This window comes from Massilia sp. LC238, from assembly GCF_000735635.1.
GTDB classification, from domain to species: Bacteria; Pseudomonadota; Gammaproteobacteria; order Burkholderiales; family Burkholderiaceae_D; genus Telluria; species Telluria varians.
This window is the reverse complement of sequence record NZ_JNNN01000001.1, coordinates 1-26,243: the sequence shown is the minus strand read 5'-3', so window position 1 is coordinate 26,243 and position 26,243 is coordinate 1. Positions and strand designations below refer to the sequence as shown.

Annotated in this window: 22 protein-coding genes; 9 read left to right on the top strand and 13 right to left on the bottom strand. The window is 68.4% G+C overall.

Annotated elements, in window-relative coordinates; translation table 11 throughout:
* Positions 1–161: 161 nt before the first annotated feature.
* From pepN to FG94_RS00095, 4 genes are all read right to left on the bottom strand, one after another.
* On the bottom strand, positions 162–2,819 hold the full coding sequence (pepN, locus tag FG94_RS00110) for an aminopeptidase N (protein WP_229445795.1): 2,658 nt from the start codon (positions 2,817–2,819) through the stop codon (positions 162–164).
* A 192-nt stretch (positions 2,820–3,011) separates the two neighbouring features.
* Positions 3,012–4,067, bottom strand: coding sequence for an alkene reductase (locus FG94_RS00105; protein WP_036205587.1), 1,056 nt, complete (start codon positions 4,065–4,067; stop codon positions 3,012–3,014).
* 13 nt (positions 4,068–4,080) lie between these two features.
* The gene (locus tag FG94_RS00100) at positions 4,081–4,377 is read right to left on the bottom strand and encodes a helix-turn-helix transcriptional regulator (RefSeq protein WP_027868136.1); all 297 of its coding nucleotides are present in this window, start codon (positions 4,375–4,377) and stop codon (positions 4,081–4,083) included.
* 107 nt (positions 4,378–4,484) lie between these two features.
* Positions 4,485–5,456: a succinylglutamate desuccinylase/aspartoacylase family protein gene (locus FG94_RS00095; protein WP_036205631.1), complete on the bottom strand. Its 972-nt coding sequence runs from the start codon at positions 5,454–5,456 to the stop codon at positions 4,485–4,487.
* A gap of 120 nt (positions 5,457–5,576) precedes the next feature.
* On the opposite strand from FG94_RS00095, the gene FG94_RS00090 reads away from it, so the two are divergent.
* Positions 5,577–6,713 carry an acyltransferase gene (locus FG94_RS00090; protein WP_036205628.1) on the top strand — a complete coding sequence of 379 codons (1,137 nt, stop codon included), beginning with the start codon at positions 5,577–5,579 and terminating at the stop codon, positions 6,711–6,713.
* Here the strand turns inward: FG94_RS00090 and FG94_RS00085 are convergent.
* From FG94_RS00085 to FG94_RS00075, 3 genes are all read right to left on the bottom strand, one after another.
* Positions 6,694–7,167, bottom strand: a complete 474-nt coding sequence (locus FG94_RS00085; RefSeq protein ID WP_152570778.1) for a hypothetical protein — start codon at positions 7,165–7,167, stop codon at positions 6,694–6,696. The two genes, FG94_RS00090 and FG94_RS00085, sit on opposite strands and share 20 nt — an antisense overlap.
* Positions 7,168–7,233: 66 nt before the next feature.
* The gene (locus FG94_RS00080) at positions 7,234–8,106 is read right to left on the bottom strand and encodes a pirin family protein (protein ID WP_036205584.1); all 873 of its coding nucleotides are present in this window, start codon (positions 8,104–8,106) and stop codon (positions 7,234–7,236) included.
* 52 nt (positions 8,107–8,158) lie between these two features.
* Positions 8,159–8,755 (bottom strand): FMN-dependent NADH-azoreductase, encoded by a 597-nt coding sequence (locus FG94_RS00075; protein ID WP_036205583.1) that lies wholly within the window; start codon positions 8,753–8,755, stop codon positions 8,159–8,161.
* A gap of 112 nt (positions 8,756–8,867) precedes the next feature.
* Between FG94_RS00075 and FG94_RS00070 the strand changes: the two genes are divergently transcribed.
* Positions 8,868–9,851, top strand: a complete 984-nt coding sequence (locus FG94_RS00070; protein ID WP_081925686.1) for a LysR family transcriptional regulator — start codon at positions 8,868–8,870, stop codon at positions 9,849–9,851.
* On the opposite strand, the gene asd is transcribed toward FG94_RS00070, so the two are convergent.
* Positions 9,784–10,599, bottom strand: a complete 816-nt coding sequence (asd, locus tag FG94_RS00065; protein WP_051995905.1) for an archaetidylserine decarboxylase — start codon at positions 10,597–10,599, stop codon at positions 9,784–9,786. The two genes, FG94_RS00070 and asd, sit on opposite strands and share 68 nt — an antisense overlap.
* Positions 10,600–10,841: 242 nt before the next feature.
* Between asd and FG94_RS00060 the strand changes: the two genes are divergently transcribed.
* Together FG94_RS00060 and FG94_RS00055 are read left to right on the top strand one after the other, a co-directional pair.
* Positions 10,842–13,049, top strand: coding sequence for a TonB-dependent siderophore receptor (locus FG94_RS00060; protein WP_051995904.1), 2,208 nt, complete (start codon positions 10,842–10,844; stop codon positions 13,047–13,049).
* A gap of 169 nt (positions 13,050–13,218) precedes the next feature.
* Positions 13,219–15,381, top strand: a complete 2,163-nt coding sequence (locus tag FG94_RS00055) for a TonB-dependent siderophore receptor (protein WP_051995903.1) — start codon at positions 13,219–13,221, stop codon at positions 15,379–15,381.
* A gap of 4 nt (positions 15,382–15,385) precedes the next feature.
* Here the strand turns inward: FG94_RS00055 and FG94_RS00050 are convergent, their stop codons facing one another.
* The 5 genes from FG94_RS00050 to FG94_RS00030 form a co-directional block, all read right to left on the bottom strand.
* Complete coding sequence (locus tag FG94_RS00050; protein WP_051995902.1) at positions 15,386–16,660, bottom strand: TCR/Tet family MFS transporter; 1,275 nt, start codon at positions 16,658–16,660, stop codon at positions 15,386–15,388.
* A 95-nt stretch (positions 16,661–16,755) separates the two neighbouring features.
* On the bottom strand, positions 16,756–17,442 hold the full coding sequence (locus tag FG94_RS00045; protein ID WP_036205581.1) for an HD domain-containing protein: 687 nt from the start codon (positions 17,440–17,442) through the stop codon (positions 16,756–16,758).
* Positions 17,411–18,121, bottom strand: a complete 711-nt coding sequence (locus tag FG94_RS00040) for a ribonuclease HI family protein (RefSeq protein ID WP_051995901.1) — start codon at positions 18,119–18,121, stop codon at positions 17,411–17,413. Before FG94_RS00040 ends, FG94_RS00045 begins: the two co-directional genes overlap by 32 nt.
* Before the next feature lie 60 nt (positions 18,122–18,181).
* On the bottom strand, positions 18,182–18,805 hold the full coding sequence (locus FG94_RS00035) for a YXWGXW repeat-containing protein (RefSeq protein WP_036205580.1): 624 nt from the start codon (positions 18,803–18,805) through the stop codon (positions 18,182–18,184).
* 187 nt (positions 18,806–18,992) lie between these two features.
* Positions 18,993–19,208 (bottom strand): hypothetical protein, encoded by a 216-nt coding sequence (locus tag FG94_RS00030; RefSeq protein ID WP_027868123.1) that lies wholly within the window; start codon positions 19,206–19,208, stop codon positions 18,993–18,995.
* A gap of 219 nt (positions 19,209–19,427) precedes the next feature.
* Here FG94_RS00030 and FG94_RS00025 point away from each other — a divergent pair, with 219 nt between their 5' ends.
* From FG94_RS00025 to FG94_RS00005, 5 genes are all read left to right on the top strand, one after another.
* Positions 19,428–22,481, top strand: coding sequence for a penicillin-binding transpeptidase domain-containing protein (locus FG94_RS00025; protein WP_036205579.1), 3,054 nt, complete (start codon positions 19,428–19,430; stop codon positions 22,479–22,481).
* 90 nt (positions 22,482–22,571) lie between these two features.
* Positions 22,572–23,858 carry a hypothetical protein gene (locus FG94_RS00020; protein ID WP_036205576.1) on the top strand — a complete coding sequence of 429 codons (1,287 nt, stop codon included), beginning with the start codon at positions 22,572–22,574 and terminating at the stop codon, positions 23,856–23,858.
* Between the two features lie 5 nt (positions 23,859–23,863).
* A complete protein-coding gene (locus FG94_RS00015) occupies positions 23,864–24,403 on the top strand; it encodes a hypothetical protein (RefSeq protein WP_307188108.1) in 540 nt (179 codons plus the stop codon).
* A gap of 1 nt (position 24,404) precedes the next feature.
* Entirely contained in the window at positions 24,405–25,439 is a 1,035-nt protein-coding gene (locus FG94_RS00010; RefSeq protein WP_036205571.1) for a hypothetical protein, read from the top strand.
* On the top strand, positions 25,436–26,203 hold the full coding sequence (locus FG94_RS00005) for a hypothetical protein (RefSeq protein WP_051995900.1): 768 nt from the start codon (positions 25,436–25,438) through the stop codon (positions 26,201–26,203). The genes FG94_RS00010 and FG94_RS00005 overlap by 4 nt, the downstream gene beginning before the upstream one ends.
* Positions 26,204–26,243: the final 40 nt, after the last annotated feature.

Below are 26,243 nucleotides of genomic sequence, written 5' to 3'. Positions count from 1 at the left end.
GGCGGCGGCAACGGAATCAGGTTGATAAGCCGTTCTGCGCGAGCATCTGGCGCTGGCGGATGCGCGATCCGCCAGCTCCAGGCCAGCAGCAGGTGCACGCCCAGCGTGGCCGCCAGGGGCCAGCCGGGCCTGCTGCGTGGGTAGACCGTCACTATCGGCGATTACGCCTTCGGTGCGGTCAAGGCCTTCTTGATCGCCACGCAGCGCTGGTCTTCCTGCAGCGTGTCGAGCAGCGAGCGGCGGGTGCCGGCCGACAGGTCCTTCATGGTGTCGGCGGCGCGCTGCAGGCGCTGGACGCTTTGCGGCGTGCAGCCGGCCGGGATCATCGTGCCCGCATAGGTGCGCATGAAGACTGGACCGGCGGCCTTGTCGATCGCCGGCAGCTTGGCCAGGCGCTCGCTTGCCGTCTGCTCGGCCAGCTTGTGCTGCTCGACCGGATACATGGCGCCCATCGCGGTGCGGATGCGCGAGAACGGCAGCTTGGTCTTCAGGTCTTCCACCGTGCCCAGCCACTCGCTCTTGACCTTCGGATCCGGACGCACCACGGTCGCGGCCAGCGCTGCGCCCTGGCCGGTGTCGGACTTGTCGCGCGCCTGCTCGGCTTCGACCAGGCCGGCCGCACCCGGGACGTTGAAGCGGTTCAGGCGGTTGATGATGGCCCAGCGCTGGTCCTGGCTGATGTTCAGGCCTTCGGTGCCCTTACCTTCGAGCATGCCGGCCAGGCGCGCCAGCGCTTCCGGGCTGCTCGCCAGGCCCATGTAGGTGCCGAACCAGCGACGCTGGAAGGCGTCGTTGCCGCGGCTGGCCACCACGCCTTGCCAGGCCATGTCTTCCAGCGCCTTGCCGGTCTTCTCCGCGTAGGCGCGTTGTGGACCATCCTTGAGGCCCATGGCGTCGAGGTAGTACTTGGAGTAGACGACCTTGCCCAGCACGTCGCCCAGCAAGGTGTAATCCTTCTCCTGCGGCGCGTTGGCGAGCGCCACGTCGATGAATTCGTTGAGCGGCAGCTTAGCGTCGCGCACGCCGTCCCACAGGGCCTGCCACAGCATGGCACGCAGCAGCGGGTCTTCCACGCCGCCCAGGGTGGTACGGGCGGTCTCGAAAGAGCGCTTGTCGAGGTTGACCTTCACGAAGCCCCAGTCCTGGTAGTTCGGATACACCAGGTCGGGGCAGGCGCTGCCGACCATGCCGGCGACATTGGTCTTCGCGCCGGAGTAGGTCACCGGCACGTTCTTGGCCAGCACCAGCTTGCCGTTCTCGCGCTTGAAGGCGCCTATTTGCACGCGCTGCTCGCGCAGGGTCGGCAAGGCCTTGCTCGGCGCGGTCTGGGCCAGCGAGAAGTTGCTGATTTTTCCGTTCGAGCAGCTGTAGTTGGCGGTGATGGTGTTCACGCCGGCCTGGTACAGCCATTCCTGGCTCCATTTGGACAGTTCACGGCCGGCCGCTTCGCCCAGGCTCTTGATGAAGTCGTCGAGCGTGGCGTTCTGCCAGGAGTATTTCACCAGGTAGTTGTGCACGCCCTTGCGGAAGGTTTCCTCGCCCAGCATGTGGCGCAGCTGCTTCAGGGTCGACGCGCCTTTCGAATAGGTGATGGCGTCGATGTTGTCGAAGGCGTTGGCCGAGGAGGGCACCGGCACCTCGATCGGGTGGGTCGAGACCTTCTGGTCCATGGTGTAGGCGCCCTGCTTGTCTTCCTGGTAGAAGGCCTGCCAGGCGTCCTTGAATTCGGTGGCTTCGGCGGTGGCCAGGGTCGCCATGAAGGACGCGAAGCTCTCGTTCAGCCACAGGCCGTTCCACCACTTCATGGTGACCAGGTCGCCGAACCACTGGTGCGCCATCTCGTGCATGATGACTTCGGCCAGGCGCATCTTCTGCGCCGGGGTCATCTCGGCCTTGTACAGGAAGCCGGCTTCGGCGAAGGTGATCGCGGCGGCGTTCTCCATGGCGCCGTAGAGGAAGTCGGGCACCAGCAGCTGGTCGTATTTCTCGAACTGGTAAGGGATGCCGTAGTAGTTGTCGAAGAACTCCAGGCCGGCCTTGGTGTAGCGGAACCAGTCGCTTGGTGTCACCTGCTTGGCGACGGACTGGCGCGCGAACAGGCGCATCGGATACTTGCCGCTCTTGTCTTCCCAGACCTGGTAGGGACCGGCGTGCAGCGAGAAGTTGTAGGGGCTGAGCTTCTTGGTCTTGGGGAAGGTCCAGCGCTTGCCGCCGCTTGCATCGGCAATGTTGGATTCACGGGTGGTGGTGACCACGTGCCAGTCGGCCGGCGCGTTCACGGTGACGGTGTAGGTGGCCTTCAGGTCGGGCTGGTCGAACACGGCGAACATCTGGTGCGCGGCGGCCGGCTCGAAGTGCGAATAAGTATAGACCCGGTTATCGACTGGGTCGACCATGCGGTGCAGGCCTTCGCCGTTGGTGCTGTGCGGGCGTTCGTAGCTGATGGTGACGGTGTTGCGGCCCTTGGCCAGGTGTTCCGGCGCCAGGGTGACGAACCAGTTGTTGTAGCGGGTCGGGACCTGCTTGCCGTTGATGCTGACCGACTTGACGGTCGCCTTGTCGAGGTCGATGGTCAGGGCCGAGTCGGTATCCTTGAGGTCGAAGCTCACGGTGGTGGTGCCGGCGAAGTTTTCCTTGCCGGTGAGCGTGAAGTCGAGCACGTAGTCCACGTTCGACACGCGGCTTGACCTGGCCATGGCGTCGGCTTCCGACAGGTAGGCGTTCTCGGCGCGCGCAGGGGCTGGAGCGGCGTGGGCGGCGTTGAAGACGAAAGCGGAAGCGATGGCGAATGCCATGGCGCGGGGGGCGAAGTGTTTCACGTGGTCTCCTGGGACAGCGCAGGCTCGGTGCGCGATAAAAATAATCGCGCAAGAATAGCATGAGCGGGGTGTCGTTTACACCACATACATATACGAAAACAGAACGTACGTACGGGTGCGGAGCGAAGCGTGCTGCACAAATAAAAACGGGTTCCCGCGAAGGGGAACCCGTTTCGGTGGACGACGACTGAATCAGTTCAGCGTCGGGTAGTCGATATACCCCTCCGCCCCCGGCGCATAGAACAGCTCCGGCCGCGGCTGGTTCAGCGGCGCATCCTGTTTCAGGCGCTTCGGCAGGTCAGGATTGGCGATGAACCACACGCCGAAGGCCACCGCATCGGCCGCGCCCGACTCGATCAGCTGCTGCGCGCTTTCCTTGGTCAGCTTTTCGTTGGCGATGTAGACGCCGCCGAATTCCTTCTTCAGGTGCGCGCCCAGGCTGTCGCCGCCGACGGCTTCGCGCGAGCAGATGAAGGCGATGCCGCGCTTGCCGAGTTCGCGCGCGACGTAGCCGAAGGTCTCGCGCGGGTTGGAGTCGCCCATGGTGTGCTGGTCGCCGCGCGGCGCCAGGTGCATGCCGACGCGGTCGGCGCCCCACACCTCGATGCAGGCGTCGGTCACTTCGAGCATCAGGCGGGCACGATTCTCGAGCGAACCGCCGTACTGGTCGGTGCGCTGGTTGGTGGAGTCCTGCAGGAACTGGTCGAGCAGGTAGCCGTTGGCGCCGTGGATCTCCACGCCGTCGAAACCGGCCTTCCTGGCATTCTCCGCGCCCTTGCGGTAGGCGGCGACGATGGCCGGGATCTCCGCGGTCTCGAGGGCGCGCGGGATGACGTGGTCGCGTTTCGGGCGCAGCAGGCTGACGTGGCCGTTTGCGGCGATGGCGGACGGCGCGACCGGCAGCTGGCCGTCGAGGAAGTGCGGGTCCGAGATGCGGCCCACGTGCCACAGCTGCAGGACGATGCGTCCGCCTGCCTTGTGCACGGCGTCGGTGACGATCTTCCAGCCTTCGACCTGTTCGTCCGACCAGATGCCCGGGGTGTCGGCATAGCCCACGCCCATCGGGGTCACGGCGGTCGCTTCCGACAGGATCAGGCCGGCCGAGGCGCGCTGCACGTAGTATTCGGCCATCATCGCGTTCGGCACGCGACCGCCGCCGACGGCGCGCGAGCGGGTCAGCGGCGCCATGATGATGCGGTTCGGCAGTTCGAGTGCGCCTACTTTGATCGGGTCAAACATTGTTGCCATCGTTGGAGTACTCCTAAAGTCCGTCGTTCAGTTGATCGAGGAAGGCCTGGATGACCTCCTCGTTTCGCTGGAAGAAGATGAACTGCCCGACGCGCCGCGTGCTCACCAGCCCTGCCTTGTGCAGGGTCGCCAGGTGCGCCGAGACCGTCGATTGCGACAGCTTGGCGCGCTGGTCGATCAGCTTGCAGCACACGCCCATGTCGAGCGGGTGCTCCTGCTCGGCGAAATGCTGCTGCGGATCCTTTAGCCAATGCAGGATCTGGCGCCGCACCGGGTTGGCCAGGGCCTTGTGGATCGCGTCGATGTCCATGAGTTCTTCCCTTATTTGCAACATCTATCGGGTTCTTTCGATCCGAATATCGTCATCTTACGATATATCGGAAAACCCTGCTGGCGACGGCTTCAGCAGGGTTGTGCTTATTCCCGGCCGAAGCGCGGGTTCGGGCGGGTCAGGTAGTACCACTCGGAATTGGCGTTCGCCTTGGCGTCCGGGAACAGGATGCGGCCGCTGAACTCGGCCACCACCTTGCTGCCGTCGGCGCGCACGCCGATCTCGTCGCCCTCGTTCACGGGATCGAAACTGGCCCACTGGCGGCTGAAGGCGTCGTCGGCGTGCAGCTTGTCGTGCACCACGACCATCGACAGGGCTTCCATCTCGTCGAAGGGCACCGGCTCCGGATCGGGCGCCGCGATCAGCTCCAGGTGCGCCAGCGTGTTCATGATGGCGCGGTAGGCCACTTCCGGCGCGGTCGGGTCGACGTGCTGGCCGCATTCGAGCGTGAGCGCGTAGCCGCCCGTGGTGCGCATGTATTCGGTGGTGCCGACGCCGTAGCGCAGCACGGTTTCCAGTTCGTCGGCATTGCGGCTGCGGCGCTTGACGCCGTCGCCGTAGGCGGCCAGCCAGCCGTCGACGAAGCGCTTCACGCCCAGGCGGCGCGCCCATGCGCGTTCCTTCTCGGCGTGCTGGAAGGGCTGCAGGGTGCCGTCGTTGTTGAGCGGGCCGACCATCACGAAAGGCTGGCCGCCTACCGCGTTGAAGGAGTGCAGGTCGAGCAGCACGTCGTGCCGGGCGAGCAGGGGGCACAGCCAGTTGGCGATCTGGTCCTCGAAGTCCTGCGGGTCGTCTTTCGGGAACAGGTTGCGGTTCAGGTTGCGGTCGCCGTTGCGGGTGTTCTGCTCGTAGGCCTTCGGGTTCACGATCGGCACGAAGGTCACGCTGCCGGCCGCGATGTGCAGGCGGCCGGAGTCGATCTCTTCCATCACGCGGCGGATGGCGATGGTGCCGCAGACTTCGTTGCCATGGGTGGCGCCCATGATGATGACGCGCGGGCCCGGCTGCAGGCCGGTATAGTTGACGGACTTGAATTGGTACTGGCTCTGGGGATGCATGCGGTGCTGGTCCGGGAAAAGGGAGTGGAAGGTTTCGGATGCCGACATTTTATCGGCAAACAGTGGCGGATGCCGAAGGGGCGTGGCATGATCCGCAACTTCATCACCAGAACGGCCAGCATGTCCTCCATCTCCACCCGCGTCCACGGCCTCGACACCTTGCGTGCGCTCGCCGTGACGCTGGTCGTCCTGCACCATTACGTGCTGTTCGTCAGCGATGCGCCGACCTTCGGCTGGGTGGGCGAGGTCGGCTGGGTCGGGGTCGACCTGTTCTTCGCGCTGTCCGGCTACCTGATCGGCAACCAGATCTTTGCAAGCTTGAAGAGCCGGGGCGGTTTCTCGCTGAAGCACTTCTATGCGCGCCGCCTGCTGCGCACCTTGCCGAACTACTGGGTGGTGCTGGCCCTGTACTTCCTGTGGCCGGCCTTCCGCGGCGAGGCGCCCTTGCTGCCGCTGTGGGAGTATGCCACCTTCATCCAGAACTTCGCACTGGAGCCGGGCAGTGCCTTCTCGCACTCCTGGTCGCTGGCGATCGAGGAACAGTTTTATATGCTGCTGCCGGCCGTGGCCTTGCTGGGCATCCTGTTTGGCGGCTCGCTGCGCCTGGCCTGGACCGGGATCGCGCTCGCCTTCATTGCCGGCATGCTGATCCGCGCCGAGCTGTGGCAGGAGATGGCGGAACAGAACTATAAGCTTTACTTCTATTTCAAGTACATTTATTACTCAAGCTTATGCAGGTACGACGAGCTGCTGGCCGGCGTGGCGTTGGCACTGCTGCGCAACCACCACGCCGGGCTCTGGGCGCACTTGACCCGGCATGGCAACCTGATGGGCGTGCTGGGCCTGTTCGCGTGCGCCGTCGCGTTCTGGTTCTTCCTGGACGACCGCTACGGCTTCGGCATCACCGTGTTCGGGTTTCCGCTGATGGCGCTTGGCTTCTCGCTGCTGATCGTCTCGGCGGTGTCGGAGCATTCGCTGCTGCGCAGCTTGCGGGTGCCCGGCGCCGGCGCGCTGGCGCTGTGGTCCTACGCGATCTACCTGCTGCACAAGCCGGTGTGCGTGATGGCGGCGAAGTGGATGAAGGGGCAGGGCTACGGCGCCGAGCATCCGCTGACGATCGCGGCGCTGCTGGTGCTGTCGGTCTTGAGCGGCTGGCTGCTGTACAAGCTGGTGGAGACGCCCTTCATGCTGCTGCGCGAGCGCTATGTGCCGAGCAATGCGGCACGGCCGGGCATGCTCAGCCCCGCGCCTCGATGACGCCGAACGCCGCCGGCGCATCCGCCAGGTAGGCCAGAATCGCATTCGCCTGAACGTGCGGTTCGTAGCCCGAGGTGTCGCGAATCGCCTGGCGCAGCCCGGGCACGATTTCGACGGTATGCGGGCTGCGGTAGGCCGCCACCAGGAGCGCCGCCAGGTCGACGGGGGCCCCCTGGCCGCGGCGCAGGCGCCCCTCGATCATGCCCAGCAGGGTGCGCTGCATGCGCGGCGTCGGGTTGAGGATCTCGCCGAACAGGGAAGGGGTGTTGGCGATCGCCTCGCACATGCGCTGCTCGATCGCGTCGGGTTTCAGGTCCGAGGGGATGTCGAAATAGGCCTTGTTCCAGCGCGTGCGCGCATAGGCGTGGCCGGGCGGGAAGGAGTCGGCCGTTTCGAAGCCGAGCGCGCGGCTGGCGCGGCCCAGCAGGTCGGCCAGGGTGTCGATCAGGGGCATAAAAAAACGGGATGAACTAGCGTCATCCCGTCAGTGTATCAGGCGGCAATGGCGGGCTGCAAAGCCTCAGGCTGCAAACCGCCCCGCCCGGAAATCGTCGAAGGCCTGGTACAGCTCTTCGGTCGTGTTCATCACGAACGGGCCGTGCTGCGCGATCGGCTCGTTCAGCGGACGCCCCGCCAGCAGGATCAGCCGGGTCGGCTCGAGCGCCTTGATGCGCACCCCGTCGGCGCCCGCGGCATTGTCCAGCACCGCCATGCGCGTCCTGGCCACGCCCTTGCCCTCGACCACCGCTTCGCCCCGGTAGACGTACAGGAAGGCGTTATGCCCCTGCGGGATCGGCTGCTCGAAACTGACGCCGGCCGGGATCTCGATGTCGAGGTACAGCGGCAAGGTGTGCTCGCGCTGCACCGCGCCCGTCACGCCGTGGGTCACGCCCGCGATCACCTGCACGGTCACGCCGTCGCCGCTGGTAAAGCGCGGCACTTCCTCGGTCGGGATGTCGCGGTACCACGGCTCCATCATCTTGTCCTTGGCGGGCAGGTTGAGCCACAGCTGGAAGCCCTCCATCAGGCCTTCGTCCTGCTCCGGCATCTCGGAGTGGATCACACCGCGGCCCGCCGTCATCCACTGCACGCCGCCATTGGTCACCAGGCCCTCGTTGCCGGCGCTGTCGCGGTGGCGCATGCGGCCATTCAGCATGTAGGTGACGGTTTCGAAGCCGCGGTGCGGGTGCTCCGGGAAGCCGGCGATGTAGTCGCCCGCCTTGTCGCTGCCGAAGGCGTCCAGCATCAGGAAGGGGTCGAGGCGGCGCTGCAGGGAACCGGTCAGCACGCGGTTGATCTTCACGCCCGCGCCGTCCATCACGAACTGGCCCTGGATCAGGCGTTCGACGCCGCGCGACTTTGCGATCGATGCGGTATTGGTTTGCTGGGTCATGCTGTTCTCCTCGTGTGTTGATCGGTAATACGCCGCCATGGGGCGGCAGATGTTACGCCAGCGCCGCTTCCACGGCCTCGTTGGCAGCCTGCTGGCCCTTGGCTGCCGCCTCCGGACCCATGTTCAGGCCCGACGAGTAGATGAAGGTGTGGTCGGTCAGGCCCAGGAAGTTCAGCAGCATGCGGATGTGCGGCACCTGCGGGTCGGCTTCCACCGGATACACGCCGCCACGGGCGGTGGCCACGTAGACCTTCTTGTTCTTCAGCAGGCCTTCCGGACCGGTCTCGGTATAGCGGAAGGTCACGCCGGAACGGGCGATCGCGTCGAACCAGTTCTTCAACTGCACCGGCATGCCGAAGTTGTACATCGGGGCGCCGATCACGATCACGTCGGCGGCTTGCGCCTCGGCGATCAGCGCGTCGTCCAGGGCCACGCGGGCGGCCTGCTCGGGGCTGCGCTTGTCCGCCGGGGTGAACAGGGCGCCGACGGCGGCGCCGTCCAGCAGCGGATGGGGCTGGGCGCCGAAGTCGCGGCGCACCACCTTGGCGTCCGGATTGCTGGAGATCAGCTTGTCGACGACGAGGTTGGTGACACGGGTCGATTCCGAATCGTTGCCGCGGACGCTGGAGGTGATGTGCAGGATATTCATGTTCTGTGTCCCTTCATTCCAAGAATGTTTGTCGATGGAGACACTTTAGCGGTTCCAAAATCGTTGCGGAAGACAGTAGAATGGATAACATTATCCTACTGGTGGAACAATCATGGAAGTCGAACCGAATGACCTGCTGCTGTTCGCCCGGATCGTCGAGGCCGGCAGCTTCAGCCGCGCCGCCGAGCGCGTGCAGCAGCCCAAATCGACCGTCTCGCGCCGCATCGCGCTGCTCGAGCAGAAGCTGGGCGAGCGCCTCCTGCAGCGCACCACGCGCAAGCTGGTGGTGACGGAATTCGGCGCCAGCCTGCTCGAGCACGCGCGCAAGGTGGCGGAAGAGGTGGAGGCAGCCGGCGCGCTGGCCCAGCACCGCCAACAGGAACCGAGCGGCAAGCTGCGCATGTCCCTGCCGGGCGACTTCGCCAATATCGGCCTGCAAGAGGTGATCGCGCGCTTCATCGCGCGCTATCCGGAGGTGTCGCTGGAGATGGACCTGTCGCCGCGCCGGGTCGACCTGATCGCCGAGGGTTACGACATCGCGATCCGCATGGGCGAGCTGCCGGACGACGCTTCGCTGAACGCGCGCCCGATCAACCTCGAACACTGGGGACTGTACGCCTCGCCCGCGTACGTGGCCCGGCACGGCTTGCCCGAGCATCCCGACGACCTGCTGCAGCACGACCTGCTGTGCATGCTGAGCCGCTACGGCGGCGCGACGCCCTGGGTGCTCACCCGCGGCAAGCTGCGCTGGGAACGGCAAGTGCCTGCGCGCCTCACGGCCAATTCGCCCGAGCTGCTGGCGCGGCTGGCGTCGCGCGGCGCCGGCATCGCGGCCAGCTCGCTGACCTTCGCCGGTCCTTACCTGCAGACGGGGGAACTGGTGCGGGTACTGCCGGAATGGGAACCGCCGACCACCCAGGGCTGGGCGGTCTTTCCGGGCCGCCGCCTGATGCCGGCCAAGACCCGGGCCTTCCTCGACCTGATGGAAGAGAAATGTACGGAAGTCGGCGACCGAACCCCGAGCGTGTTCAGCGAGGATGGTTTCCCATCACCTCGCCCAGGCGCACCGGACGCTCCGGCGCCCACTCGCCGTTGAAGGAGATCGTTCCCTTCTTGAAGAGCATGACGACGGTGGAGCCGAGCAGGAAGCGGCCCATCTCTTCGCCCTTCTTCAGCACGACAGGGTGCGCATCGTAATTCCATTCGCAGATGCGCGGCATGCGCGGCGGATTGACCACGCCGTGCCAGCTGGTGGCCATGCTGCCGACGATGGTGGCGCCCACCAGGGTCATCACGAAGGGACCGTGTTCTTCCGACTCGAAGACGCACACGACACGCTCGTTGCGCGCGAACAGGCCCGGCACGCCGCGCGCCGTGGTCGGGTTCACCGAGAACAGCTTGCCCGGGACGTAGATCATGCGCGTCAGACGGCCGTCGCAGGGCATGTGGATGCGGTGGTAGTCCTTCGGGCTCAGGTAGAGGTTGGCGAAGTGGCCGTGCTGGAAGTGGGCTGCCAGCGTCTCGTCGCCGCCCACCAGCTCCGCGCTGGTGAATTGATGCCCCTTGGCCTGGAAGATGTGGTGGTCGTCGATGTCGCCGAACTGGCTGATCGCGCCGTCCACCGGGCACACGAAATCGCTTTGCGCCAGCGGGCGCGCATCGCTGCGCAGCGGGCGGGTGAAGAACTCGTTGAAGCTGCTGTAGCTCGCGATGTCCGGGTTCGCCGCCTCGTCCATGTTGACGCCGTACTTGCCGACGAACCAGCGGATCAGGCGCGTGGTCATGGCGCCACCCTTGGCGCCGGCGACGCGGCCGGCGAAGTTGGTCAGTGCCGTCTTCGGCATCACATATTGGGGCAGGACTTTTAGACGGGACACTTGGATGGGCCTCTCGGTTTGAAAACGATCGCACATTATACGGGCTTCACATACGGGAATGCATGTTTATCGCCCGCCAACAGTGTACTCCAGTGCTCGTATGGACGGCGTATGCAAGAAAAATAGTTGAAGCATGCATATTCGATTCTTGGAGACAGGCTGAGTTGCTTCTGGGACAATTGCGATCCCTATCACTTTCGAAGTATTCAATGTCCCCCGTATCCCGTCCCTTCCGTTTGACCGTGCTCGCCGCCGCGATCAGCCTGTGCCTCCCGGTCCTCAGCGCCTCCGCGCAAGATGCCAAGACCCCGGCGCCGGCCGCTGCGACCAAGGCGGAGCCGGCCAGGAAGATCACCCAGGTCGAGGTGAAGGGCACGCTTGATACCTATGACCCGCGCCGCGACGACACCGCCACCAAGGTCGTGGTCAGCAGCGAAGAGATCACCAAGTACGGCGACACCAATGTGCTGGACGTGCTCAAGCGCGTGCCCGGCATCACCGTCAATTCTTCCAACGGCCGCGGCGGCGAGATCCGCATGCGCGGCCTGGGCGCGGGCTATACCCAGATCCTGGTGAACGGCGAACGCGCGCCGGCCGGCTTCTCGATGGACTCGCTGGCGCCGGATTCGATCGAGCGCATCGAGGTGCTGCGCGCCGCCAGCGCCGAGTTCTCGACTCAATCGGTGGCCGGCACCATCAACATCATCCTGAAGCGCTCGGTGAAGAACCGCCTGCGCGAACTGAAGCTGGCGGCACAGGGATCGAGCAACGGCTACGGTCCGAACGCCAACCTGCAGATGTCGGACCGCATTGGTGGCTTCTCGTACTCGATCTCGGCCAACGCGATGAAGGACCGCTTCGAGTTCGAGTCCACCGGCGAGGAACGCGGCGTGGCGCCGAATGGCGAAGTCACCATGCTGCGCACCATGGTGCTGCCGCAGAAGGGCGAGATGAGCGTCATTAACCTGAGCCCGCGCCTGAACTGGACGCTCGGCCAGGACAATACCCTGACCTCGCAGACCTTCATCAACCAGCACCGCTTCCAGAACCGCTTCAGCCAGCCGACCACGACCCTCATCGGCCCGCCGCCACCGTTCCCGACCCTGGCCAACGCCTTCGAGGCGAAGAACGGGTTCCTGCGCTCGGACCTCTCCTGGGCGCGCAAGTTCGAGTCCGGCGCCAAGCTCGACCTGAAGGTGGGGGCGCAGGCGATGGAGAACGACAGCATCTCGCACCGCACGGCCGCAACCGGCGCCGGCGTGCCGCTGCTGGACACCACCAGCCTGCTCGAGGGCCGCGACCGCGGCTTCAACTCCACCGGCAAGTACAGCCGCAGCATCGAGAAGGGCCACACCTTCGCCTTCGGCTGGGACGGCGGCGTCGACACCCGCGACGACGAGCGCACGGACATCAACCGCGTGCGAGTGAGCGGCAACGTCCCGGCCTACGAAGTCTCGGAAGCGCGCGTCAAGCGCCTGGCCATGTTCGCGCAGGACGAATGGAACATCACCCCGGCCTGGTCGATGTACCTGGGGGCGCGCTGGGAAGGCATCCGCACCCGCGTCACCGGCAATACCTTCGAGCGCGGCGAATCGAGCTCGAACGTGTGGAGCCCGATCATGCAGACCCTGTACAAGATTCCGGGTAAAAAGGGCGACCAGGTGCGCCTGGCCCTGACCCGCACCTACAAGGCGCCGGGCGTGGGCAGCCTGACCCCGCGCCGCCAGGTCAGCGAGAACAACAGCTCGACCGAACCGGATTACCGCGGCAACCCGAACCTGAAGCCGGAACTGGCCTTCGGCATCGACGCCGCCTTGGAGCACTACTGGGCCGAAGGCGCGCTGCTGTCGGTGAGCGTGTCGCAGCGCCGCATCAGCGATTTCACCCGCAACCTGACCTATTTCGACGGAGAGCGCTGGATCCAGACCCCGAGTAACCAGGACAGCGCTACCACGCGCTCGCTGGAAATCGAGACCAAGTTCCCGCTCAAGGCGGTCATGAAGGACGCGCCGGCGGTCGACCTGCGCGCCAGCGTCAACCGCAACTGGTCGCGCGTGGAATCGGTGCCGGGCCCGAACAACCGCCTCGACCAGCAGACCCCGCTGACGGTCAACCTGGGCGCCGACTACAAGCTGGGCGCGCTGACCACCGGCGGCAGCTTCGCCTACCGCCGCGGCGGTCCGGTGCGGGTGTCGACCAACCAGCGCGCCTACGTGATCCCGCGCCGCGAGCTGGACATGTACGCGCTGTGGAAGTTCGACGCCCAGCGCCAGCTGCGTTTCGCGGTCAGCAACATGACGGGCCAGGACTTCATCAACGAAAACACCTACGAGGACGCACGCTTCGGTGCGCAGACCCGCCGCTTCGTGTTCCCACAGGGGGTGCGCTACCGCCTGACCTATGAACTGAAGTTCTGACAGGCGCTCGATCTGACCCGAACCCGGCCTCTGTGCCGGGTTTTTCTTTGTCATGGAAAATTCAATTGCTATGTCATAGCAATAAAATCGTCTGTGTGGCATTTACATACTGCCATTGTATGGAATACAGTTCTTCACATTAATTGAACAACTATTTCTGGAGACTGGAATGACATTGCTGCGCTCCCGCTACCTCGTAGTCCTTGTCGCCGGGCTCTGTGCCCAGGCAGCCGCCCAAGAAAACACTGCGGACGGCGCCATCCAGCAGGTCGAGGTGAAGGGGGCAGGCTACGATGCCCGCCGCGACGATACCGCCGCCCGCATCGTGATCAACCGTGATGAGGTGGTCCGCTATGGGGACAGCAACGTCGCCGACGTCCTCAAGCGCATCCCGGGCGTCACCGTCACGACGGGGGTCGGGCGCAGCACCCAGATCCGGATGCGCGGCCTGGGCGGCGGCTATACCCAGATCCTGGTGAACGGCGAGCGGACCCCGGCCGGCTTCGCCCTCGACACCCTGTCACCCGACATGATCGAGCGCATCGAGGTGCTGCGGGTGGCGACCGCCGAGTTTTCAAGCGAGTCGGTGGCCGGCACCATCAACATCGTGCTGCGCAAGAAAACCAACCAGCGTCAGCGCGAGGCCAAGCTGGGCTACTTGTTGTCGGACGACTTTCGCGGCCCGACCTTCAGCACCCAGGTAGGCGACCGCGGCGAGAAATCGTCCTGGTCGTTCTCGGCCAGCGGCAACCATGACAGCCTGGATCGGGAGTGGGGCGGCTTCGAGGAGAACACCCGGCCCGACGGCAGGGTCGACATGGTCCGCACGGTGCACGCGCCGGAGAAGGGGCACATGAACCGCCTGAACCTGAGCCCGCGCCTGAACTGGACCCTCGACAACGGCGACACCCTGGCGTGGGAAACCATCGCCAACAGCTCGAGCTTTCGCAATGGGGCTCACCCGATCGTCACCACGCTGATCGGTCGGCCGCCGCAGACGCCGGATCTGCAGACCTTCGGCGAGATGGACGACCGCATGCTGAAGTCGGACCTGAGCTGGACCCGCACCACGGAGACGGGCCTGAAACTCGACGCCAAGCTGGGCGCCGAATGGTCGTCGCGCAAGATGTTCGTCCGCCGCAGCGGCCTCGACGCCAGGGGCTTGCCGGAAACCGAGGGGAGCACCTTGTCCGACACCCACGCCCGGGGCCTGAACAGCACCGGCAAGGCCAGCCGCACGATGGACAGCGGGCATCTGCTGGCGCTGGGCTGGGACCTGCGCGTCAACGAGAGCACCGATATCCGCGCCGAGCGCGACACGGTCCGGGTATTCGCACCAGGCCAGCTGCTGGACGAGGACTTCCGCGCCCAGGTCAGCCGCGCCGCCTTCTACGTGCAGGACGAATGGACCATCGATCCGCGCTGGTCGGTCTACCTGGGCGCCCGCTGGGAAGGCGTGCGCACGCGCGTGTCGGGCAATGCCGTGGAATCGACGCGCGTGCGTTCGAGCGTCCTGAGCCCGATCCTGCAAACCCTGTACAAGTTCCCGGCCAAGGAGGGCAAGGACGCGGACCAGCTCCGCTTCGCGCTCAGCCGCACCTACAAGGCGCCCGACCTGGACAGCATCGTGCCGCGCCGTTCGGAATGGGAAAACAACAGCGCCACCGAAGCCGATTTCCAGGGCAACCCGAACCTGAAGCCGGAACTGGCCTGGGGCCTGGATGCCGCCTGGGAGCATTACTGGGCGGAGGGCGCGATGCTGTCGGTGAGCGGCGCGCTGCGCCGCATCGACGACTACACCAGCAACCATATCTACTTCGACGGCCGGCGCTGGATCTTCACGCCGGTGAACGACGACCGCGCCGTCATGCGCAGCCTCGAGATCGAGACCAAGTTCCCGCTCAAGGCGCTGTACGCCGGCGCGCCTGCGATCGACCTGCGCGCCAGCGTCAGCCGCTACTGGTCACAGGTCGAATCGGTGCCGGGCCCGCACAACCGGATGGAACAGCAGGTGCCGCTCACGGCCAACCTCGGCGCCGACTACAAGTCCGGCGCGCTGGCGCTCGGGGCCAGCGTGGCCTACCGGCGCGGCGGCTACGTGCAGGTGGTGGCCAACCGCGGCTTCTACCGGATCGGCCGCACCGACCTCGACACCTATGCGGCCTGGACCTTCAATCCGAAGACCGTGCTGCGCATCGCGCTCTCGAACCTGCTGGAACAAGGCAACTCCTTCGAGCCGAGCTACTACGATCCGGTCGGCCGCCTGGAGAAGCGCCGCTGGAATTATCCGAACGGGATCAAGCTGCGCACCACGCTGGAACTGAAGTTCTGACCGATCAGGCCCGCATCTCTTCCTTGCCCTGGCTCTCGCCATGGCTGTCATGCACGCGGTGGGTACGGAAGTAATGCCAGGCCACCAGGATCGCCACCGTCTGCATGCCCGCGCACAGCAGGAAGTGGCTGCCGATGCGCCAGTCGCCCGGCGGCAGGTGGCTGACGGTGGCCAGGATGGCGGTGCCGACGATCGGCGTGATGATCACCCCCAGGCTGCTGATCGACTGCAGCGAGCCCATGAGCTCACCCTGCTGGTTGGCGGGCGTGGCTTTGGAGACGATCGCCTGCAGCGCCGGCGTGGCGGCGAAGCCCAGCACGTTGCACAGGATGAGCGCGTACATCATCCAGCCCTGGGTCGCCAGGCCGTAGCCGAGCAGGGTCAGGGCGCCCGAGGAGATCCCCATCAGCGACAGGCGCACCTCGCCGAAGCGCCGGATCAGGATCGCCAGCAGCCAGGCCTGCACCACGGCCGACACCAGGCCGACGCAGAACATGGCGATACCGTTGTCGCGCGGCGTCCAGTCGAAGCGGAAGGTGGTGTACAGCACCCAGGTCGACTGCAGCATCATCTGGCCGAAGGTGACCAGGGTGATGACGATGATCAGGCCGCGGATGTCGGTGCGCCGCCCCAGCCGCAGCAGGGCGGCCAGGGGATTCAGGCGCGCCCAGGAGAAGGGCGGGCGCTGGCCGGCGGGGAGCGACTCTGGCACCATGAAGTAGCCGTAGACGAGGTTGGCGGCCCCCAGCAGCGCCGCCACGTAGAAGGGCAGGCGCAGGTCGTTGTTGCCGAGCAGGCCGCCGAGCATGGGCCCGCAGATGAAGCCCAGGCCGAAGGCGGCGCCGATCTTGCCGAAGCTTTTCGCGCGGTTTTCCTTGGTCGAGATGTCCGAGGCGTAGGCCGCGGCCACCGACATGCTGGCCGAGGACATGCCGCCGATCATGCGCCCGACGAATAGCCAGAACAGGCTCGGCGACCAGGCCGTGACCAGGAAGTTGACGCACATGCCCGCCATCGAATACAGCAGCACCGGGCGGCGCCCGATGCGGTCGCTCAGGGCGCCCAGCGCAGGCATGAACAGGAACTGCAGCACCCCGAAGGTCGCGGCCAGCACCCCGAACCACAGGGCCTGGTCGTCGCGTGCCGGGACATACTCCCCGACCAGCAGCGGCATCACCGGCACGATCAGCCCGATGCCGAGCATGTCGATGAAGATGCAGACCAGGACGAAGTTCAGTTTGCCGGGGCTGGCGGTCGGCAAGGCGGTGGGGCTGGTCATGGATGCCTCGAAGCGGATGACATTCGGCTATCTTAACACTGGGCAAAGTTCATTCGGACGTCCCTGCCGCCGATATTTGCCATACGCCGGGCGGCCTAGCCGGGCGGCATGCCGCTCTCGAGCGCGAACTCCTCGCGGAAGGCCATCAGCCGCGCCAGCCTTTCCTCGGCCAGGGCGCGGCCGGCCTCGGTCTGCATCATGCCCGGCAGCTTGGCCAGCTTGACCATGATGTGGTCGAGCGCGTAATTGCGGTCGTCGAATTCGCGCGCGCTGCCGAGCGGGTCGCTGGGGTGGGCCAGGCTTGTCCCCATGCGGCCGGCGATGTAGAACATGCGCGCCAGGCCGACCGCGCCGAGGCCGTCCAGGCGGTCGGCATCCTGCACGATCTTCGCCTCCAGCGACTCGGCCGCGCAGTGGCCCGCCATATTGGCCGAGAAGCTGTGCGCTTCGATGGCATGCGCCACCGCGTCGAGACGCTCGGGCGGGAAGTTCATCCACGCCAGCTGGTGGCGCGCCAGCTGGGCCGAGCGGGTCGATGCCTGGGCGCGGTCCGGGTCGTTCTTGGGCAGGTTGACCAGGTCGTGCAGGTAGCAGGCCGCCATCACCACCAGGGCGTCGGCCTCCGGTTGCTGCGCCAGCAGGGTCTGGGCATTGCGCCAGACGCGCTCGAGGTGGGCGCTGTCGTGGGCGCCGTCGCCGCCGCTGGCGCCTTCCGCCATCGCCGCCAGGCGCGGTCGCCAGGTGGCAAGGTCAGTCTTGGCTTCGTCGTTCGTCGGGCGCATGCGTTTCTTCGGTCGGGTGGGGAGGCACGGCGCGCTGCGACAGCGCGTCCGCTTGCAGGTTCTTGTGGCGCGGGATCCAGCGCAGCGTGCTGCCCGGCAGGCGGGCGAGCAGGGCGCGCACCCGCGCGCGGTAGGCGCGCAGCGCCGGGGCGCTGGCGCTGTCGGGCGCGTGGACGTCGTCGATCACGACCTGGCTGTCGCCCTCGATGGCAAGCACCGGCACGCCATGCTCGACGGCCGCTTCGAGGACGGCGACCAGGGCCAGGTATTCGGCTTCGCTGCTGTTGCCATGGCCGGCCTCGCGCGACAGTTCGATGCGCACGCCGCCGGGCCCTTCGAGCACGGCGCCGATGCCGCAGCGTCCCGGGTTGGGCCGGGCCGAACCGTCGAACCAGGCGCGCCATGCCGGCGTGGCAGGGTTCGCTCCTCCGCGCCGGGCCAGCGCCGCCGCGGCCAGGGCGCGCCGCGCTGTGGCGCCGTGCTCGCTGCGCAGGCGCTCGGCGGCGCGCGCGGCCAGCAGCTGGTCCAGCCCGGCCACGCCGGCGCGCAGGCTCAGGGTGGCGCGCAGCGCCTCGGCCTCCGGCATCCCGGTGCGGGCGGCGAGCTTGCGGCTGGTGGCGAGTTCTTCCTTGAAGGCGGCGGCGAGCAGGGCGGCGTGGTCTGGAGGCGGGTAGGACATGGCGCAAGGATAGCAAAAAGGCAGCCGAAGCTGCCTTTTTCCGTTGCTGGAGCGCGTGGATCAGCGGCGGTAGGGATTCTCCGGCCGCCCGTCGTAACGGTTCGGGACGCCATCGCCGTCGATGTCGCGGTCACGGCGGTTGCGGATGCCGTCGTTGTCGAGGTCGCGGTCGCGGTAGTTCGGCACGCCGTCACGGTCGGTGTCGCGGTAGCCGCGGCGCTCGTAGCGGTCGGGGATGCCGTCACGGTCGCGGTCACGGTGGTAGCCGTCCCTGCGGCCCTCGCGGTAGTAGTAGTCGCGGCCGTCGCGGTAGCCGCCGCCGGCATACACCGGGGCATAGCCGCGGCGCTCGTAACGGTCAGGGACGCCGTTGCGGTCGCGGTCCCAGCGCGCCGGCTCCATGTACCAGCCGCCGTTGCGCTGCTGCCAGCGCGGCGCGTAGTACACGTAACCCGGGCGGGCGACGACGTAGCGGCCCGGCACCCAGGCATGGCGGTGGCCGCGCCACTCCCAGTAGCCCGGCGCCCAGACGTGGCCGTGGCGCGGGCCGGGGACGCGTTCATAGATGGGCGCGGGCGGGGCCGAGCCGATGTAAATTTGGAAATCGGTCTGCGCCATCGACGGCACCGGCGCAAAGGCGGCGCCAAGGGCGATCAGGGCAGCAAGGGTGAGGGTGGGTTTCATGTCGGGTCTCCAGATCCAGGAACGGATGACCCACTATATCGCCGGCGGGAGGCCGAAGGGAGCGTTGAAGCAGATACTTACACTTGAAACAGATAGGGAGCCGGGCTCCGCAGTAGCGTGATACAAATCGCGCCACACTGGGCCGCCCGCTGTCGCGCCGCGGCGACAACGGGCAGGCCTGCGGCACTCATCCGCGCGCCCCTGCAGCCTGCTTTTCTTCGCTCGACAGGCGCTTGGCGCTGACCGTCACGACCGCCATCTTGGCGCCGCTGGCGACCATGGCTGCGTCGGCGCTGTAGTTGCGGGCCTGGGCTTCGGGAATGGTGTCCAGCAGGTAGCTGCCCGAGACGGCGAGGCTCATCGCGACGACGAAGACGGCTTCCATATGCTTCATGATGTTCATGGTGTTTCTCCTTGCGGGTGGGTTGTCGATGTGTGCACTGTAGGCCAAGCGATTCCAGGCCGCGAGGCGCTTGCGACGGGACGCCAAAAACGAGGAACAAGCTGTCGAAAACTGCGCGCGAACGTGCGCGCGAATCCTCGCGCCGGTTGGGTTTCATCCACCCCCGGCTAGGGCTTCGCGAGGCGGCCACGACCGGGCCGCGCCTATCGCGACATACCGATGCCAGCCACGTTCAGCTCACTGATGGATTCCTTCGCCGCCGGCCGCACGGCGCGGCGGCGCGCGCGCAACCTGCGACTAGGCGCCAGGCCGGCGGCCCGGGCCAGGCTGCCGGTCACGCTGTGGCTGCTGCTGGCCTGCGGCGCCGCGCTGCTCGGCGCCGTGGTGCTGGCGCAGGCGGCGCGTTCGCTGGCCGCCTCCGGCGCGCACGCGGCGGCAGGCGAGTCGGCGGCGCTGTCCGCGTTCCAGCCGCTGCTGGGCGGCGTCACCGTGCGCGTGCCGCGCGCGCCCGGCATCGAGATCGTCCAGCACGGCGCCAACGCGCTGGTGGTGGCGTCAAGCATGCGCCTGGGACCGGCCGTACGGATCGACCTGTGCACCCAGCCGGTGCGGATCGGCTATCCATTCGGCGAGGCGGCCGCGCTGGCGCCGGCGCGCAAGCTGCTGCTGGCGTCAACAGGCTCCGCCACGCCGCGCGTGGACCTGCGCGGCGACGCCGGCGGCGCCGTGCGGCTGGCCTGGAATGCGGGCGGCGCCCGCGCCGCCTGGGTCGGCGATGCCGGCAACGGAGGGGTCGTGCGCGGATCGCGCGGCCAGGCACTGTTGGGCTCAGCGGGCTGGCTGGTGTGGCAGGACGGCGCGCTCAGGCTGACCCGGCGCGCCAGCAGCACGTGTGCGCAGGCCGGCGAACTGCTGGTACAGCGCGCCAGCGTCGACCGGGCCGCGGGTGGCGGGCTGGTACAGGCCTTCGGCCCCGGCGTGGCGCTGCCGGCGCTGCAGCTCGCCGCGGGCGAATACAAGGTGCCGGCGCGCGCCCCGCGTGCGCTGGAAGACGCCTTGCTGTTCGAACAACTGCAGGCGCGTGGGCTGATCCGCCTGGGACCCGGCGGCCTGGCCGAGGCCGCGCCGCGCGACCTGGCCACCTGGTCGGCGGCAAGTCTAGAGGCGCGCGCGCCGCTGCCGGGCTGGGAAGGGCTGCGCCTCGACGAGGAAGGGCGCAAGCTGCTGGTGCGCCTGTACTACCGCGCCGACGGCGCCTTCGTGCGCGAGCAGCTGCGGGTGTTCAACAGCGAACGCCGGCTGCTGGCCTGGCGCGTGCGCACGCACAGCCGGCAGTTGTGGCAGGCCAGCGTCGGCGGGGTGCCGGTCGCGCAGGACGCCGGGCTGCCGGTCGCCGCCATGCGCCTGTTCGCGCGCCTGCCGGAAGGCTGGGCGCCATGGGCGCGGGTGGGCGCCTGGGACGGCGGCGGCCAGGCCGCGACCGCCCGCCTGAGCCTCGACAAGGCCGCACCGAGCGAACTGCTGCTGGCCGGCCGCCTGCGCCGGGTGGAGGGAGCGACCGCCTCGGTGAGCGGCGTGTGCGACGGGCGCGCCTGCCGCGAGCGCGACGCCGTCCAGCGCGTGCTCCTGACGCCCGTGCCGGGCGCACAGCGCATCGTGCTCGAGGTCGAACCGCTCGACCTGGCCCGGCTCTCCGGCAACGCCGACGCCGCCTACCGCCATGTGCGCGCCGAAGGGGGCCGCCTGGCCTGGCAGGCGCTGCCGGCGTCGAACGCCGCAGCGCGTCCGGCCCTGGCCGAGGTCCGGCTCAGCGGGCGCCACGGAGAGAGCTTGTGGACCGACGGCAGGGCCAGCGCCGCGGCCCAGGCGGCCGGGCTGGCCCCGCTGCTGGGCGTGCACCGCGAGCATGCGTCGAGCGTGGCGGGCATGCTGGCCCGGCTGCCGGGCGGCAGTCATACGGCGCGCCTGAGCCTGGACCTGCGCCTGCAGGGGACGGCCCAGGCGGTCCTGGACTGCGTCGGCCTGCGCGGCGGGCAATGGGATGGCCAGCGCTGCCTGGGCGCGGGGGCAATCCCGGAAGGGCGCCAGGCTGGCCTGGTGCTGCTCGATGCCGGCAACGGCGACGTGCTGGCGGCGGCCGGCGGCGGCGTGGGTGCGGCCGATCCGGCGCGCTGGCCGGAAATCCGCGACTTCGACCGTGCCGATCCCGCGCGCAGCCCCTTGCGGCTGCCGGCCTTCCAGCACGACGGCGGCGCCAGGCGCGCGCCCGGCTCGACCTTCAAGGTGGTCACTGCCCTCGGCCTGGAGGCGGCGGCGCGCGGCGACGCGCGCCTGGAGCGCCTGCTGGCCGGCATGCCGCTGACGGCGATCGACGCCATGGCACACGAGGATGGCTACGGTTTTCGCACCGGCGCGCCCGCCTATCCGCAAGGAGGGGGCGCGCGCATCACCAACTTCCGCGAGCAGCTGGCCGGCGCCCGCGCCGTCGAGGGCCGCTTCGGGCTGGCGCAGGCGATGGCGCACAGCGTGAACACCTGGTTCGCCTGGACCGCCGAGCTGGGCGACCGCAGCCTCGGCGGCGGGCCGCAGGGCGGGCTGCCGGGCGTGCGCGAGATCGACCCCGGCGCCCTCGACCCGGTGCGCCCGGTCGCCGGCATGGCGCGCCGGCTCGGTTTCGGCACGCCGCTGCGCCTCGACGGCGGCCTGCTGCCGCAAGACTTCCGCTGGTCCAGCTGGGACGCGCTGCAGGCCAGCCCGTCGATGCTGGACCCGATCCAGAGCCGCCACGAGGTGCGCCAGATGGCGATCGGCTTGCGCATGCAGGCGACTCCGCTGCAGATGGCGCTGGTCGCCGCCGCGGTCGGGCAGGGCAGGCTGGTTGCGCCGCGCCTGCTGCTCGAACTCGACGGGCGCGCGGCGGCCGCGCAGCCCGGACCCGAGCTGGGCGTGCGTCTCGACCGCGTGCGGGCCGGCATGAGGGGCGTGGTGGCGGGCGGCACTGCGGCCGGCGCCTTCCGCGGCAAGGAGTTTGACGCCTTGCGCGCCGGCCTGTTCGGCAAGACCGGCACCGCGCCCACCGGCGAGGACGGCATGGCGACGGTCTGGTTCATGGGCTGGCTGGAACCGGGCAGCCTGCCGGGCCAGACCCGCCGGCTCGCCTTCGCCGCCTTTGTCAGCGAGTCCAGCCTCACGGGCGGCGCGCATGCCGCGCCGCTCCTTGCGGGCTTGTTGCGTTCCATGCAAGGGCAATCCCTCGAACAGAAGGGGGATTGACCGCCATCTGCGCGCCAGGATTTTGTGTTTGTATGGCATCATCTGTTGACAATCCGCTCTTGTGCGGATGGCGACGAGGATGAGGAAGGTATGCGTTTGCCGGGAACCCGGTACCAGGAGCACGGTTGGGAGCAGGTCCGCAAGTTGCTGGGACAGTGCTCGCTGCAGGCGCTCGCCCGCGTCGATCCGGTCCGCCTGCTCGAACCCGCGGGCGAAGAACTCCTGGCGGAGTATGTCGACACGGTGGCGCAGGCCCTCTACGGGAGCCGCCGCGGCGAGCAGCCCGGCAACAGCTACGGCGACAGCGTCCTCGAACTGGCCCTGAGCCTGGTCTACGAACTGCAGGCCCGCCCGGGCGACTGGGCCGCCTTGTGCGCGGCGCTGGCGGGCGAGCATGCGCGCATGGGCGCCTTCTGGGCCGCGCCGGGCGGCGACGCGCTGCTGCGCAAGAAATTCAACGACCTGTACGCGGTCCTGCGCGACAAGGTCGACAGCGACAACTACCAGGCGGCCTGCGGGCGGCCCTGCAGCCCGAACCGGATATACGCCTACCGCATGCTCGACACCGCCTACGGCGAGGTGGCGCGCCTGTTCGCGTCCTGGCGCGAGCACCGCGAGCAGGTCGGGGCCGTCCTCGGGCGCACGATCGAGCACGAACCGATCGAGACGCGCCAGCTGCGCAGCGTCCTCGATTGCCGCCCTGAATGGATCCTGCGCTGGAGCGAGAGCCTGGAGCGTTTCACCGGCGCCGCCGGGCCGCTGCACACCCGTTCCAAGCGCTTCGCCAGTCTGAAGGACCAGCCGGACAAGATCGGCGCCATGCTGCGCGAGATCGGCGAATACGAAGCCCTGTCCTCGAACCAGGACCGGGACTGGCTGCGCGACGGCAGCGACGCCAGCGCCTGGCTGGACGACTACTGGCGCGTGCTGGGCGAATCCGAGGCGGCCAGCACGCCGGGCCCGGACCTGGTGCTGGAGGCGCGCCAGGACGAGCTGGACCTGGCCGCCACGGGGGCGCACAGCGACGATCCGCCTGCCGGCGCGCCGCTCCTGGTGCTGGACGAGGCGCTGGCCCAGCGCGTTTCACTGTCCCCCCGCTACCTGGAGGTAGCGGCGGCGGCCCAGGAGCGCGGCAGCTGGGCGGCGCGCATGATGGAGGGCGACTCGCTGCCGGTGCGGCTGGCGGTCTACCTGAAGCTGCTCGGGGCCTTCGACGACAGCTATCCCTTGGCGTGGCTCGATCCGGCCACAGGCGAGCTGCCGACCATGCAGCAGCTTGCGCTGCTCGACGGGGTGTCGCTGCCGACCCTGCGCAAGCGGCGAGACGCCGCCATCGCCCGGCTCGGCGCGGCGGCCGGCAACAAGGAGGAAAGGTGATGGGGATGACGATACTTGACCGCAAGCTGCAGGCGCAGTTGATCGCAGGCCGCCGCGTCGAAGGCGACCGCCTGGTGCTGGACGATGCGGTGCTGCTGGCCGCGCTCGACGGCAGCCGCCCGCTGACGGCGGGCGAACGCAGCGCGCTGCAGGCATCGCCGCTGACGACACGCCGCCTGCGCACCCTGGCCGACTCCCGCCGGCGTCCAGCCGCGTCGCGCGAATGGCGCGGCAGCGCCGGCATGCTGCGCGCCGCCGGCGGCGGCGCGGCGCTCGACACCCTGGTCACCGACGATGGCGCCTGGCGCCTGCATTTCGTCGGGAACCGGGTGATCCTGCAGCTCGACCCGCAAGCGCCGCTGGCCGCCACCCTGCTGCGCGCCGGCCGGCTGCTGCGCGTGCTCGATGGCGCAGGCGCGACGGTGCTCGAAGGAAGGCTGGACAGCGACGGCGAGTGCGAAGGCCCATGGCCGTTCGCGCAGGCGCCGGCAGAGTATTTCCAGCAGCACGGCGCACGGTTTACCGTGGAGCCGGCGGGGACCTAGGATGCTGAACCTGTTCACACGGCCGTTCCGCCAGCCTGCCCCCCAGCTCGACGGCCTGGGTGCGGGCTTCATCGCGCTGCCGCTGGCCAAGGGCTGCACGGTGCCGGCCGGGAGCTTCGCCGTGCTGGCGAACAAAGACGGCCATACCCGGCGCCTGAGCGAAGGCGCGCGGGTCGCGATCCTGGACGGCGAAACCGCCTGGTGCGTGCACCCGGGCCCCTACGGCTGCGAGCTGACCCCCTTCGCCGCCGCGCCCGAGATCGGCCTGCGGGTACGCTTTGCCATCGATGCGCCGGACCCGCGCGAAGTCCAGCAGCGCTTCGACCTGTTCCTCGCCAGCGAAGCAGCGCAGCAGGTGGCGCTGGAGGGCTTCGTGATGCTGCTCCAGTCCGCCCTGCAGCGCGAACTGGAGCAGGGCAACCTCAATTTGCCGCCCTGCACCAGCTTCGAAGAGTGGAACGCTTTTCGTACCGGCTTCAACCAGCTGCTGTACACGCGGTTCGGCGTGATGGTGGACGACTGCGTGCCGGTCGACCTCGGCGCGTCGCGCGACCTGGCGGCGCTGCTCATGGCAAGGCTGGCTTCGCGGCCCGCGCTGGCTGCCGCGCAAGCGGTGCAACCGGCGGCGTTCGATCCGGCGCTCGAGGATGCGAAGGCCTTGCGCCGCCTGTTCCTGGAATTGCCCGGCGTGCTGTGCGGCCTGCGGCTGGCGCTGCTGCCGGCCGATTGCGCCGTGTTCCGCCGCCACCAGGACCTGTTGCGCCGGCTCGACCTGGTCAGCCTGTCGGTCGGGACCATGCCGGCGCTCGAACTGGCGGCGCCCGGCCAGCCGCTGGCGCTGGACCAACAGCGGCGGCGCGCCCGCCACAGCCGGCGCGCCGCCGCCGCGCTCGACGAAGCCTGGGCGCTGCTGGCGCGCATCAAGCTGGGCGACGCGGCGCTGGTTGCGGCGCTCTTGGGAGAGGCCGACCGCATCGTCGCCAACCTCGAATGCGATTGCGCGGCGCGCCGCGACATCGCGGGAGAATCGGCATGAACGCGCCTGTTACCGTGCGCAGCATCGCGCCCGGCGGCGCGTACTTGACCGTGACGGCCAGCGTGCGCCCGCGCGGCGGCCGCGCCGACGTCAAGTGCAGCGTGCCGGATGCGCCGGCGCTGGCCCGGCGCATGCAGGAAGTGGTGCGCCTGGCGCGCCACACCGAGCCGCGTTTCGACAGCCGCGAGCAGGTGGTGCTCAGCCTCGACCGCGCGCCAATGGAGGGCAGCCGCGACTGGGAACTGGCCTGCGTGCTGGCCGACCGCATGGTGCGCGGCCTGTGGCAGTCGCCGCGCCCGGTGATTGCCAACGGCTGGTCCGACGCCTGGCAGCTGGGCCGCATCGACGGCCACGCCCTGGGCCAGGCGCCGCTCGGCGTGCTGGCCGGAGGCGAGGGCGGCCTGCCGCATCTCGGCGCCCTGACCGGGCATCCCGACCCGGCCGCCGGCGTGTCGAGCGCGCGCGCCTGGTTTCCGCTGTATAGCGGCGGCGCCGGCGACAGCCTGTGCTGGGTCGAAGTCAGCGTGCGTCCCGCGCCGCACGAGGGCGAGGAGGAGGCGAGTATCGCGGCCCCAGGCGTCGATGCCGCGCTGCAGGCGCGGGTAGCGGCGGTGCTGGCCGCCTCCCCGCCCTTCGACGGCCGCGGCCTGGGGCAATGGCGCCCCGCCGTGCGCTTCGGCGGAGAGCGCGTTCCCGGCTGTCTCTTTTACCCACCTCCCAGCCCACGCGACAGGCCGGAAAATCGTATGGCTCCTCCTGCTTGAAAAAAAAAAAAACATGCACGCGAGACGTCTATCGACATAT

Bases quoted from the DNA above. Each gene is read 5' to 3' on its own strand.
- FG94_RS00060 (WP_051995904.1), top strand. From the start codon at position 10,842: ATGTCCCCCGTATCCCGTCCCTTCCGTTTGACCGTGCTCGCCGCCGCG.
- FG94_RS00070 (WP_081925686.1), top strand. From the start codon at position 8,868: ATGGAAGTCGAACCGAATGACCTGCTGCTGTTCGCCCGGATCGTCGAG.
- FG94_RS00100 (WP_027868136.1), bottom strand. From the start codon at position 4,377: ATGGACATCGACGCGATCCACAAGGCCCTGGCCAACCCGGTGCGGCGC.
- FG94_RS00090 (WP_036205628.1), top strand. From the start codon at position 5,577: ATGTCCTCCATCTCCACCCGCGTCCACGGCCTCGACACCTTGCGTGCG.
- FG94_RS00040 (WP_051995901.1), bottom strand. From the start codon at position 18,121: ATGTCCTACCCGCCTCCAGACCACGCCGCCCTGCTCGCCGCCGCCTTC.
- FG94_RS00085 (WP_152570778.1), bottom strand. From the start codon at position 7,167: ATGCCCCTGATCGACACCCTGGCCGACCTGCTGGGCCGCGCCAGCCGC.
- FG94_RS00080 (WP_036205584.1), bottom strand. From the start codon at position 8,106: ATGACCCAGCAAACCAATACCGCATCGATCGCAAAGTCGCGCGGCGTC.
- FG94_RS00020 (WP_036205576.1), top strand. From the start codon at position 22,572: ATGCGTTTGCCGGGAACCCGGTACCAGGAGCACGGTTGGGAGCAGGTC.
- FG94_RS00055 (WP_051995903.1), top strand. From the start codon at position 13,219: ATGACATTGCTGCGCTCCCGCTACCTCGTAGTCCTTGTCGCCGGGCTC.
- FG94_RS00075 (WP_036205583.1), bottom strand. From the start codon at position 8,755: ATGAATATCCTGCACATCACCTCCAGCGTCCGCGGCAACGATTCGGAA.
- FG94_RS00030 (WP_027868123.1), bottom strand. From the start codon at position 19,208: ATGAACATCATGAAGCATATGGAAGCCGTCTTCGTCGTCGCGATGAGC.
- FG94_RS00105 (WP_036205587.1), bottom strand. From the start codon at position 4,067: ATGGCAACAATGTTTGACCCGATCAAAGTAGGCGCACTCGAACTGCCG.
- FG94_RS00025 (WP_036205579.1), top strand. From the start codon at position 19,428: ATGCCAGCCACGTTCAGCTCACTGATGGATTCCTTCGCCGCCGGCCGC.
- FG94_RS00005 (WP_051995900.1), top strand. From the start codon at position 25,436: ATGAACGCGCCTGTTACCGTGCGCAGCATCGCGCCCGGCGGCGCGTAC.
- FG94_RS00050 (WP_051995902.1), bottom strand. From the start codon at position 16,660: ATGACCAGCCCCACCGCCTTGCCGACCGCCAGCCCCGGCAAACTGAAC.
- FG94_RS00015 (WP_307188108.1), top strand. From the start codon at position 23,864: ATGACGATACTTGACCGCAAGCTGCAGGCGCAGTTGATCGCAGGCCGC.
- FG94_RS00035 (WP_036205580.1), bottom strand. From the start codon at position 18,805: ATGAAACCCACCCTCACCCTTGCTGCCCTGATCGCCCTTGGCGCCGCC.
- FG94_RS00095 (WP_036205631.1), bottom strand. From the start codon at position 5,456: ATGCATCCCCAGAGCCAGTACCAATTCAAGTCCGTCAACTATACCGGC.
- asd (WP_051995905.1), bottom strand. From the start codon at position 10,599: ATGCCGAAGACGGCACTGACCAACTTCGCCGGCCGCGTCGCCGGCGCC.
- FG94_RS00045 (WP_036205581.1), bottom strand. From the start codon at position 17,442: ATGCGCCCGACGAACGACGAAGCCAAGACTGACCTTGCCACCTGGCGA.
- FG94_RS00010 (WP_036205571.1), top strand. From the start codon at position 24,405: ATGCTGAACCTGTTCACACGGCCGTTCCGCCAGCCTGCCCCCCAGCTC.